This is a genomic window from Flavobacterium sp. N3904, assembly GCF_025947305.1.
Lineage (GTDB): Bacteria > Bacteroidota > Bacteroidia > Flavobacteriales > Flavobacteriaceae > Flavobacterium.
The window spans coordinates 2,893,345-2,906,362 of record NZ_CP110009.1 but is presented as its reverse complement, the minus strand read 5'-3'; the positions used below and the strand labels follow the sequence as shown (position 1 = coordinate 2,906,362).

The window sequence follows — 13,018 nt, the reverse complement described above, 5'->3', positions numbered from 1 at the left end:
AATGGCGAGTTTAGAATTAATGAAAATAACAGGATATACCGATGAAGAATTTCAAAATAAATTCTCAGAAAATCCTTATGCTTTCATGATTAATCCGGACAATATCAAAATACAAAAAGGTATAGAATACAACGAACAGCAAGCTCCTGCAACCAGTTCTGCTTCCCAAAAGTATAAAAGCACGCCTAGTGACAAGCTGAATTTTGAAATTGTAATTGACTGTACCGGTATTGTAGATCCTAAACGAATTGATATGGCGAAGGAGATAACTGCCTTAGAAACTATTATTTACACGTATAATGGTAAAATTCACCGTCCAAACTTTGTAAAAATACAATGGGGTCAAAACATCACTTTCAATGGAGTCCTCAATTCTATCGATATTTCCTATACTTTGTTTAAGCCCGATGGAAGTCCTTTGAGAGCAAAGATTTCTCTGTCCTTTAGTCAATATATTTCACCAAAAACGGTGACAATGACTGACGGTCCTGAATCACCAGACCTCACACACATTGTAAATGTGACAGGAGGAATGTCTTTACCACAATTGTGTCTAAAAACCTGGGACGATGACTCCCTTTATATACAAGTGGCAAAATTCAACAACCTCAACAAATTCAGAAATCTGGATGGTATCAACAAACTAATATTTCCTCCCCTAAGTAATACCAATTAAATGAGTACATCAAGCGAAATATCAAGCGGAGGAATTGTAACTTTTTCTATAAAAGTCAATGGAGAAACTATCCCTGACGAATTGAGTGTATTCTCCATTCATATTGAAAAAAAAGTAAACCGAATCGCAATTGCCAAAATAGTAATTCTGGATGGAGAACCAAATACAGGAAAATTTGATGCTAGTTCATCTTCCACTTTTTTGCCCGGTACACCCATCAGTATTGAGGCTGGTTATGATTCCAAAAGTGAAATTATTTTTAAAGGTGTGATTATCTGTCAGTCGCTCCGAATTGACGGTTTAATTGGATCCGCTCTTGAAATTGAATGTCGTGATGCAGCCGTAAAAATGATTGTAGGCCGAAAAAGCCTTACGTTTTCTAATAAAAAAGACAGTGAAATTATTTCCTCAATTATAGGAACCTATTCAGGATTAACATCAGATGTCACTGCCACAAATACAACTTGGCCGGAACAGGTACAATACTATGTGACCGATTGGGATTATATTTTGGCTCTTGCCGAGGCCAATGGACTAATTGTAACAACTTTGAATGGCAAGATTACTGTCAATAGTCCAGACAGTAATACAGCATCTGTTTTGAAAGTCACTTATGGCGACAATCTGATGGAGTTTAATGCCAAATTAAATTCCAGTACACAACTGGGTAACGTAACCTCATCAACTTGGGATTATAAAAATCAACAAATAGTAAATAGCCAGGCAATGCCAAATGTTGCTGGATCTGGAAACCTTTCGACAAAAAAACTGTCAGAAGTCATTGGTCTTTCAGCATTTCAATTGCAAACTTCGGCACCATTGGGAACAACGGATTTAAATAATTGGTCAAAAGCCCAAGTAGTAAAAAGTGAATATTCAAAAATAATAGGGGAGGCCAAATTTCAAGGAACAAATTTGATTGATCCCGGAAAATATATGACTTTTGATGGTCTTGGAGATCGTTTTAATGGGGATTATTTAATTTCGGGTGTTGTTCATGATATGTCACAAGGTAATTGGATATCCGAAGTAATTCTTGGACTTTCACCGTTATGGTTTACAGAAGAACCAGATGTGATGTCGCCCCCAGCCTCTGGACTTATTCCTGGAGCAAGAGGACTCTTTAACGGAACTGTTAAAAAAATGTTTGACGACCCCGATTCTCAATATCGAATATTAGTGGATGTTCCATTATTTGATACCAATGGAGCAGGCATTTGGGCCAGGCTTTCCAATTTCTATTCCACTAGTGGCGCTGGAGCCTTCTTTCTTCCCGAAGTTGGAGATGAGGTTATCCTTGGTTTTCTAAATGAAGATCCCCGCTATCCCGTGATTTTGGGAAGCATATACAGCAGCTCCAAAATAAAACCTTTTACAGGATTGGAACCCAATGAAAAAAACACAATAAAAGCGATTGTTTCCAAATCTGGAATTTCGGTTGAATTTGATGATGAAAATAAAATTTGGACCGTTGCCACACCCAATAAAAACACCATCATCATTAGCGATAAAGACAAGCAAATCACCATTAAGGACGAAAACCAAAACAGCATTGTGATGTCCAGTAGCGGTATTGACATGTCGAGTCCAAAAAGCATAAACATAACAGCTCAGGAAAATGTCACTATCAAAGGAACACAAGGAGTTGTCATTCAGTCCAGTGGTGGCGATGTCGCCATAAAAGGACTCAATATTAAAGAGACTGCAGATATGCAATATTCCGCGCAAGGCGGACAGATGGCACAAGTATCTGGAGGAATGGAATTAACGCTGAAAGGCGCAATGGTAATGATAAACTAATAACTATGCCACCAGCAGCAAGACTTACAGATTTTCACGAATGCCCGATGGTAACCCCCGGATTGCCTCCCATTCCACATGTAGGCGGACCAATAATAGGCCCAGGAGAACCAACTGTGTTAATTGTGGGATTACCCGCAGCCAGAGTCGGCGATATGCTCGTATGTGTAGGACCACCCGATTCTATAATAAAAGGATCGGCAACGGTAATGATAGGTGGAGTTCCCGCCGCAAGAATTGGCGATCAAACCGCTCATGGAGGATCAATCCTCTTAGGAGCATTTAATGTTATAATTGGTGGATAGTATAGAAAACAAAAAAGAGAACGTATTTTTAGGTTCAGGATGGTCATTTCCAGTAACCTTTTCTGTGGGTAATCTTCAACTGAGTTTATCTGCAAATGAGACAAACATAAACGAATCGATTGCTATCATTTTGAATACCCGTAAAGGGGAACGCACATTGGAAGCCAACTTTGGCTCTGGTTTGCAACAATTTATGTTTAGAAAAATTGACAACAGCCTAAAGGGCGAAATTATAGAAACCATTCAGTTTTCGCTCTTGCGCTACGAACCTAGAATACTGGTCAAAGAAGTTCGGGTTGCCACAACAGATACAATAAATGGACTATTGGAAATATTGATAATTTACATCTATAAACAAACAAACACCCGACACAATTATGTGTTCCCTTTTCATTTGAAAGAAGGAACCAACTTAGCCAAAAAATAATGATTACAATTGATCAAAATAGCGCCATTAATTCACTAAACGAATCCCTCGTTCCAAATCCGTTTTTAATAGATGGAAGAACCGAGCAAGATTGGCTGTGTTTTCTTAGTGAATTTGGCACGTTAATCAATTTTTATAATGACACCAATACCATTGAAGGCAACTGGAGTCCATTTTTGCTGAAAGATCCTGTTTTTTTAATGGCCTCCATATCAAAAACAAATTACAAAAACTTACACTCAATTTACAAAAACAGTTGTGCTGAGATCCAACAATTGGACCAAAAGGAAAATGATATAAATTTGAATTCAGATGCCTTGAATAAATTATTCGACCACCTTACTTCTATTTATAAAATTATAGAACGTTGGACGCATTATATGCAAGGAACTGACGAAATGTATGACCTCAAGAATTATGTTATACACGAAGTAAAAACCAAATACAGTATTGATTTTTGGGCTGTTCAATCCTTTAGACAATACTTGTATGCCCAGTCAATGAAAGGAATAAATGTCACAATTACAACTGCACCTCAAAGTGAATTTAGTTTTTTTAATTCCGACATCTGGAAAAATTACAAGGACAAAAAACCGTTTTGGGAAGTTTTTGGATTTGAAAAAGAAGAGAGTATCATCAATCAGGCTGATAGCATGACTTCTTTCAGTTTAGGTGTTTTGACAACAATAGGAGATCGATTGTTTCATTTTTTAGAAACTGTTATCCATCATTCTACGAATGAATTTAAAAAACTAAGCCATAAAAAAAGCAGATTTCCAGACACGACACTTTTACGGTCTTTTATAAATGTTTTAAAAGCGCAACAGAATCAGCTGAACGGAATTTCACAGAGACATCTTGATTTTTATTATACCGAAATTTTAAAACAAACCGAATTACCTGCTACTGCAGATAATGTATTTTTGTGTGCCGCTCTTGCGAAAAACAATGCGGTTTATAGTATACCCAGTGGCACCTTATTTGATGCTGGAATTGACGAGCAAAAAAATCCTGTTTTATTTGTTTCACAGAAAAACGTAAATCTAAATCCAGCAAGTATTGTAAGTGTCCAAACAGTTTGCTATCAAAACCTGCCAAACGCTTCTGCCTATAATTTGCAATCCATCAGTAAACCGACTAGTGTTCAAAAAGATGTAGATGACAAAATACTAAGCTGGCCAACTTTTGGAGAAATCAATCCAACTGCCAATCCTTTACCAATAGGCATGGCTTTTGCTTCTCCAATGCTATTGTTGAGAGAAGGACAAAGAAATATTACTTTGAGTCTGGAATTTGATGCAACAATTGACTTAAGCTTGCTGCAGGGAGCCAACTACTTTTTGAGTACACAAAAAGATTGGCTGAAACTTGAACTAGACCCATCAGATTTTACATTAAATACATCTCAAAAGACCTGCATTGTTGCCATAAAAATCGATATTAAACCGACACAAATTGCTATTGAACCTTTCCTGGTTAATCCAGACGGCTTGCATAGTGAATGGCCGATGATTAAAATCTTATTTCATTCCATCGCCAATCCTAACACAGCTCCAAAAGTAATTTCGATTACCATAACAGTAGCGGTATCGGGTATTAAGTCTTGCCAATTGTATAATGATTATGGGGAACTAAGCACTAAAAATCCCTTCCCTCCTTTTGGCCCAATTCCGCTGGCGAATTCCAATTTTATAATTGGAAATAGTGAAATATTGAGTAAACCGTTGGATTCCTTTCAAATTGATATTGATTGGGATAAATTACCTTCGGATTTTGAAATGTATTATGACCAATACAATAATTATTTGGATAAAAAGGAGGACAAAATTTCAGCCACAAAACCAGATAAAAAGGATGCTACAAAGGCACTTTCAAAAATTGTTAATATTATATCCAGTGTCGGAAATAAACCAAAACCAATAGAAAAATCTACTACTTACAACAATAGTTGCTTTACTGTTGATTTTAATCTCCTTCAGGAAAAATCATGGCAAGAATTCAAAATGAGCAAAAGTGCGGAAACAGATTTAGACAAAATATTTGTTCCAATTGCAGACAATCCAAATCCAATTTTGTTATTTGATTTAAAAAATGTTGATCCTACTAAAACTATTGTTAGTGATTCCAGTAGCTCTTTTGTATATAATAAACCTTTGTCATCTCAAAAATCGCAATCAAATACTGGCACTATAACTCCAGATCCAAGTATTCAGAACAAACCGCTAAAATTCGATAATTCGGTCACCTCTGGTTTTATTAAAATGATTTTAACGGGGCCTGAATATGGCTTTGGATCAGAAATATATTCCAAAATTGTTACCAATATTGCCTTGCAGAATGCCAATAGTCTTGCTATGGCTAAAGGTAAAAAAGAGGCGGTATTCATTGCAGCAGCAAATGTTCCATTTGTGCCAAAAATTAAAACCTTTTCGGCTAGTTATTCGGCTAGTGTAACTTATAAATTTGATGACAACACAGAAAATTATCCGTTGCAGTACTTTCTATATTCCCCGTTTACGAGCTATCCCCTATTTGATAATTCTATCGTTTATGAATCAGCAATAAATACGGCTATTGTGGGTTCTTCAAAAACAGATCTTAAAGACGGTTTACCTCTTTATCCTTCTTTTGGGTATACTGGAGCCTTATTTATCGAACTTGATCATTTGATTGGCAACAGCAGTTTGAATTTATATTTTCAACTAGCTCGAAATTCGGCAACAACCACTTCTGGAGACAGTGTTAGTTATTTTTATTTAAGCGATTCGGGATGGAACGAAATACATGCACTTTCGGATGGAACCAATCAATTTAAATGTTCGGGTATTATAGAGCTTCCTATTCCGTCCGATTGCAGTAACAGTAAAAATTTTATGCCTGGAACAAATAACTGGATTTCGATTGTAGTTTCCGGAAAGCTTGACACGTACTCCAAAACTACTTTTTTACAAACAAACGGATTTAGTGTTCAACGCAGTGGTACTTCTTTTTTATCGGATACCATAAATCCACAAATAAATAGCAATACCATAAGTAAACCTCAAACTGTCATTCCTCAAATTGCAACATTCTCTCAGCCATTTGCTTCTTTTGGAGGTAAAGCTGCCGAAAGCGCAACCAATAGAAATCAAAGAGTAAGCAACAGTCTAAAAACAAAAAACAGGGCAATTACCACTACTGATTATTACACTTTAATCACTCAAAAATACGATGCCATTTATTATCTAAAAGTCGTAAATAAAAAATCGCAAAACTCCTGCAATGTCTATCTCGCAAAAAAATTAGACACTGACAGTGATGCCAATGCTTTTGTGCCTTTGGTCACAAACTGTCTTGAAGACGAAATAAAACAATTCTTAAAAGAGAATTCCTCTCCTTTTGCCAACCTAAATGTTTCCAATTTTAATTTCGAATATGTTTGCGTTTCTGCCCAAATAGGAGTTGAAAGTGGATACCAAACACTACTGCTACATAACACTATTAACCGCGCCTTAAACTTGTATCTATCGCCTTGGATTGCCAGTTATTCTGCCCAAATAGAAATTGACAAACCATTGACTGATGCAAAAGTAACCGCTTTTATCAAAACTATCGAAGGAGTTGCCACTGTTGATAATGTTTCGTTCTCCAGCTATTGTATTAATCCCGAAACTGGCATTCGTATAGATTGCAAAAAAAACAAAACGATGCTCAGAGCCTATGGTCCAACAACACTTTTAGTGCCTGCACTTAAGCACGACATCACTTTTTAGATTCACAAATGGATACAATAAATTACATATCGAACCAACAACTCCCTTTGCATCTGGATTTTAAATCCCTGAAAGAGGAAGCACTCGATTATATCCATAAACACATTGGAAGTGAGTGGACAAACTTCAACCCAAGTGATCCCGGAGTGACCATATTGGATCAGTTTTGCTATGCGCTTACAGAACTGGGGTATTGCACAGATTTCAGTATTCAGGATATTTTAACGGATTCTAACGGAAAAATTGAAATTGAAAACCAGTTTTATTTACCAAACGAAATACTTACAACTGCACCATATACCATCAATGATTATAAAAAATACCTTATCGATGGCATACAAAATATAGATAATGTTGAGCTATTTCCCTATAGTACTAATGCATTCCCTTTTAACAGGGTTTACCAAGTTTATCTTTATATAAATCCTGCTATTGTTGATTCCATCGAACGTACCAACATCTGCAAATCGGCATTTTATTACCTTAACAAAAGTAGAAATTTGGGAGAAGTTTTTAATGACCCTATTGCGCTACAGCCTGAAAACTGTTGGATAGGAGGCAAATTAGAACTCCAAAAAGAAGCTGACCACTATGCAGTTTTACTCGAACTGCAAAATAAAATTCGTTCTTTCCTATTTTCAAAAATTACACAAACAAGTTACAGCAATCTGACAGAAACAGGGTACTCAATGGCTGAAATATATAACGGCCCTTATTTAAAAAATGGCTGGATTCAAACCGAATCATTAATCAACAAAAAAAACAGTGTACAGGCAATTGATTTAGTTCCAATAATAGAATCTGTAACCGGTGTTATTTCAATATCGGGTGTTCAACTTTACCAAGAAGAGAAAATCGTTACTACCCTTCAGTCAACTGTGAATCAAATACTATCCATAGATATAATTGATTCCTATAAAAACCAAAAGCTGATATTAAGTTGCAACGGAAAAGAGTTGCCTTTTGATACTTTCGGTCCCCTACAGGCAAGCATTAACAATTTTGAGGAAACGACAAACACTATAAACAACAGCAATAATGTAAAATTACCCAAAAGTAACTTTAGAGACATAAACACTTATTATTCAATTCAAAATACATTTCCGGAACAATACGGTATTGGAACAGATACGATAGAGAATGACTCAAATCCTGTTCAAATTGCACAATCGCGCCAACTAAAAGGATATCTGACATTGTTTGACCAAATATTGGCTAACCAATTTTCTCAATTGGCCAATATTTCTAAACTGTTCTCTTTTAAAAATTCGGTTTGTGGTGCCCCATCCGATGAGGAAACATTCTATGCGGTAAAAAATAAATACGAGCAAAAACATTTGGAATACCCAGTTCCTTACAAAATGTTTTCACCAAGCTATTTTTACCAATCCTTATATACAATTCCTCATATTAAACCTCTATTAAAAAATAACACCACTTTTAATTATAGCAACAGCAATCAATCTAAAGTGGAGTTAAATGAAAAAAGCTGGTTTGAATACCAACAAGACCCTTATAATCCCTACATATTCGGTTTGATGAAACTGATGGAAGAGGAAAATACAAATTTGGATCGAAGAAATAAATTACTGGATCACCTGCTCGCCAGACACGGAGAAGCTCCAATACTTATCGATTCGATTATCAATGACACTGTTTATACCGGTGACAAAAGAAAAGACCAATTAATCTTGAAGAGTTTGTATTTGCAAAATATTGGATTATTGTCCTATAACAGACAAAAAGGATACGATTACCTAAGTGCCTCAAAAATAACCAATACTGTTGACGGAAATATTGATACCAACCTATCAATGGTAAAAGAAAAACAGTTACGTTTTATCAATGACAACACTTCCGATTTCATCTTCAAATCTGAGCAAATCAATAAAAAAGAAAAATTAAATCCACAAGATTTCAATAATTTTTCATCGTTCGAATTAAAACTGAATTTACTGTTTGGATTGAGAAATCTATATTTGAATTTTATCGCAACTCAATTGGATTCTCCGACAAATTACACTGGAGAGCAATTAAATCAAGATGCATCCAAAACAATTCAGCAAGCATTGTGGTTTACAGAGAAAAAACACGGTAGCTTACTTATTGAATCGGTATTGCTCTTGAATCATTTGAAATTTGATTTTGAAATAATAAAAGGCAACCCAGTAAATTACAGCATTTACAGCATAGAAAATATTGATTTTCAAACGGTAACAAACCTAAATTATATTTTAAACGCATTAGATCAATCCACATTAGATTCTCAACTGGAACAGGGATATTTATTGTTTTCTGACACAAAATATTCATTTGAAACTACCAATGCCACAATCGAAAATCAAAACGATTATACAAAAACAGAAAAATCGAATTATTTTTATCGTACCATCATTTCGTCTGAAAATGAAAAAGTGACTATTGAAGGCAAAGTCTTCAAAAAGACTATTTTATTGCTATTTCCGGATTTTATTCCGCTATTTCAAACACCAGAATTTAAGAAACGTTTGAAACAATTTCTTAAAATAAACCTTCCGGTCAATGTCAACTATGAATGCTTTTTTTTAAGCAGCCAACAATTGGATGGGTTTATTCCTGATTATATTCATTGGTATGAAAGTTTGAGATACAATGACAATAAAGAAAAACAACCCGTAATAGACCCTGTTCAGTCAACAATGAGTCTTGTAAGCAGTTTAACCTCAATTTTAGAAGCACAAAATGGAAGAAATAAATAGCCATATTGTATCCAGTCTAAAGTGGGAAACTACTTTTGACCAAAAAGGGGAAGCCTACAGACTTCAGGAACGCTTGAGTTCCTGGAGCAAAATCTCATTGCCCAGAGAGGTTGCCAATGTATTCAATGAACTTTGCCCGCCTGAACAAAGCTGGAGAATACAATCTCTGGAACTGAATCTTGGCTCTCTTGATTACAATGATCTTGAATATGATTTGAATACAAAATTACGCAGGTATTTACGCGAAAAAATAGCCGAACTCATTATCAACCAAAACAATCAAAAACAAAATAGGATTGCCGTTTTCAACAAAGAAAAATCAATACTGGAGAATCTCACCATTTTTTTAATGGAAGGGTATCTGCCTTGGAATTATCAAAATAAGGAAGGATCCATTAATCAAATAATGGCAGATTTACTGCAAAACAACCTATCGGAAGTCATTGCTCTTATCAAAAAAGCTGGAATAACTCACGAACAGGTAAGAAAAAGAATGGCCTGGCAATTTGACGAAAAGAACATAACCAAAATAATTTCGGCACTTGAACCCAATAACAGTAGCCCTATAATTGAATTTGCTTCGATTATGACTAACCTTCAAACCAAAGAAACAATTGTTCAAACTAGTACAGCCAGTTTCAAAAAAAATCTATGGTTTTTTATACTTAACTTTTTGTTATTGGAACGAGGAACACTTTTCAATAAAATTGCCTTCATGAAAAGCAGCATTCTGCAAATGGCCAATCATTACAATATTGCCTACTCAGACCTTATTTTATTAATCGAAAATACAATTGTTAAACTTTCGGATAAAACAACGCAAAACAACAATTTTATACTTTCACTAAAAACTCTGACCAAAGAATACGAAACACAAAAAAAGGACAACTACCCTCCAAAAATAAAAACCAATTACTGGGACATTTTCGAACGGTTATTAAAAAACAAAACCGAAAGAAAATCTAAAACAGGGAAAAACAATCTGAATGAATTGATTTTTACCCTTAGAAATGAGAATAAAACTAAATTTAATGAAATTGCAAATCGGGTTTTGAATACTGAAAAATCGTGTATTTCCATTATTCAGGATCTGAATGAAATATCGATTAAAATATTGTTTTCAAAACTGGATACTACTCCATCGTCGTTGAATATTGAAACGATAATCTATTTGAACACGTTAAGCAGCAATCTTAAATTGAAAACAAACAGTAAAATGTTATGGGAAATTGGAATTGTTTTTCTCCTGAAAAATAAAAATGCAAACCATACTGACTTCCTATTGTTTTGCATAAAAAAACTAGGCAAAAGGAATAATTTGGATACTGAAAAATTATTGGAATCTTTTACCAGTGCAAAAATACCTGCTTCCATAAAAAATAACCGTTCAATGGAAATTTACAACAACTTGACTGCCGTTTATTGCAGCGAAATAAATCGCAACAGTTCCAATTATCCGGCAAAACATTTCGAAAATTTACTATCAAAACTAGAACTACAACTGCAAAAAACTTCAAGCAAAAAAGAACTTTTTATTGACTTGCAACGATCTCTCATCAAAAGTATTTCCCTGCATCCCAAAATGGCTTTTGAGGTTATGCTTTCTTATGGCAATAAAGAATTTCTAAAAAAAATACTGCCGTTGGTTCTTAATCGCGAGCTATTGCAATTACTGGTAAAAGAAGCAAACATTGAAAAAACAAAACTGGTACTAACGATACAAACAGTATATGAAATTCTTAATGCAAAGGAAAAATACGATTTCCCCGAAGAACTTCTCGATAACGATTTGCTGCTATTTGGAATAGAAGAAATACTTCTTCGTCCCGAGCATAATTCATCATCATTTATTGAAACTGTTATTATTCAGTTATCAAAAAAAGTAACCAATAGCAAACGCAAAGAATACTTTCAATTTATCACAAAATTGATGCAAACCAAAAAAATTAAATCTTTTGGAATTGAAATCCAGAAGTCCTTTTTAAATCAATTGAAAAGCAATAGTTCGATTGATGTGACGAAATTCTGCGTATTAATTCAAGGAAATAAAGACATCAACATGCCAGAAAACAGATTGATTATGAATGAAACAGCCGCTAACAGACCTTCAAATACAAATAAAAATTCATTTCTAAACCAAAAGCTAACCGCTAAAAAAAGAGAGGAATGGTGTTTCCTAATCATTTGTCAAAAACAAATTCCTACTGATTTTGACAGGACAGGAAAATTTGAAATTAACCATTTGCTTCAAGAAATCATTTTAAAACATCCCAAAATATTTTTTAAAATAATCAAAAAAAAATTCATTCCCGAAGCTCAAATGGATTGGCTCAGCCGAACCGTGAATTTTAATCATTTATGCGGAGCCATAGTTCAATTGGACAAAACCAAGGAGTCCTATTTGAGAATTCTGCAGAAGTTTCATTCCGTTTTGGGCATTATCAATTTTAGAGGAATTACTTCAAAAGAAATACAAAGCCTTCTCACCAGAAAGCTGATAAAGGCCTCCGCAAATAACAATTGGACGATTATTTCAATTGAAAAAATTTGGAACGAACTAATCTGGGAATTGGTTACCAAAAAAGGAGTCTCCAAAAAAAATTTTCTAATGGATATTGAAAAGCATATTTATCAGTTTCCATTGTCTTTGCAACTTAGCTTCAGGGAAGTACTGAATACTGAAAAACAAATCTTCCAAACTTCAAAAAAGGTTGAAATACTTTCGAAGATTGAGAAAATACAAACCAATCAAAGTGCCAAAAGTCCAATCAAAGAAGGCATTGCGGTGAGAAATGCCGGAATTGTAATCCTAAACAGCTATATCGTTATGCTGTTTGAACGCCTTAAATTGGTACTCAATAACCAGTTTAGTAGTACCGAAAACCAAATTAATGCAGTGCACTATTTGCAATATGTCATCACAGGATTGAGCAAAACAGAAGAAACCTTTTTGCCATTGAACAAAGTGCTTTGTGGTTTGCCCCTTACGCATGCAGTACCAGATGGAATTGAGATTTCTAACGACAACAAACAATTAATTGACGGTTTAATAAAAGCTGCCATTTCGTATTGGAGTGCCATAGGCGATTGCTCGATAGACGGATTTAGGGGAAACTGGCTTGTGCGAGATGGAATCTTAGTCGAATTGGCAGACAAATGGGAGCTTACCGTAGACAAAAGAGCTTATGACGTCTTGATAAACAAGTCTCCTTTTGCCTTTTCGATTATAAAATACCCTTGGATGGATAAGCCCTTGCATGTTATTTGGCCTTATTAAAAAACAATAAACCTTTAAATAAATAAGATTCCTTAAAAAAATT

7 protein-coding genes are annotated in these 13,018 nt (G+C 34.8%); all 7 read left to right on the top strand.

Features of this window, described 5'->3' with window-relative positions:
• The first annotated feature begins 1 nt into the window (after position 1).
• The 7 genes from OLM57_RS12335 to OLM57_RS12305 are packed head-to-tail and all read left to right on the top strand — an operon-like array spanning position 2 to position 12,975.
• Positions 2 to 676, top strand: coding sequence for a hypothetical protein (locus OLM57_RS12335; RefSeq protein ID WP_264563998.1), 675 nt, complete (start codon positions 2 to 4; stop codon positions 674 to 676).
• Complete coding sequence (vgrG, locus tag OLM57_RS12330) at positions 677 to 2,476, top strand: type VI secretion system tip protein VgrG (protein WP_264563997.1); 1,800 nt, start codon at positions 677 to 679, stop codon at positions 2,474 to 2,476.
• Positions 2,477 to 2,481: 5 nt separating this feature from the next.
• The gene (locus tag OLM57_RS12325) at positions 2,482 to 2,781 is read left to right on the top strand and encodes a PAAR domain-containing protein (protein WP_264563996.1); all 300 of its coding nucleotides are present in this window, start codon (positions 2,482 to 2,484) and stop codon (positions 2,779 to 2,781) included.
• A complete protein-coding gene (locus OLM57_RS12320; RefSeq protein ID WP_264563995.1) occupies positions 2,774 to 3,208 on the top strand; it encodes a GPW/gp25 family protein in 435 nt (144 codons plus the stop codon). The genes OLM57_RS12325 and OLM57_RS12320 overlap by 8 nt, the downstream gene beginning before the upstream one ends.
• Positions 3,208 to 6,960, top strand: a complete 3,753-nt coding sequence (locus tag OLM57_RS12315; RefSeq protein ID WP_264563994.1) for a hypothetical protein — start codon at positions 3,208 to 3,210, stop codon at positions 6,958 to 6,960. The genes OLM57_RS12320 and OLM57_RS12315 overlap by 1 nt, the downstream gene beginning before the upstream one ends.
• An 8-nt stretch (positions 6,961 to 6,968) precedes the next feature.
• Positions 6,969 to 9,698 carry a hypothetical protein gene (locus tag OLM57_RS12310; RefSeq protein WP_264563993.1) on the top strand — a complete coding sequence of 910 codons (2,730 nt, stop codon included), beginning with the start codon at positions 6,969 to 6,971 and terminating at the stop codon, positions 9,696 to 9,698.
• Positions 9,682 to 12,975, top strand: coding sequence for a contractile injection system tape measure protein (locus tag OLM57_RS12305; RefSeq protein ID WP_264563992.1), 3,294 nt, complete (start codon positions 9,682 to 9,684; stop codon positions 12,973 to 12,975). The genes OLM57_RS12310 and OLM57_RS12305 overlap by 17 nt, the downstream gene beginning before the upstream one ends.
• Positions 12,976 to 13,018: the final 43 nt, after the last annotated feature.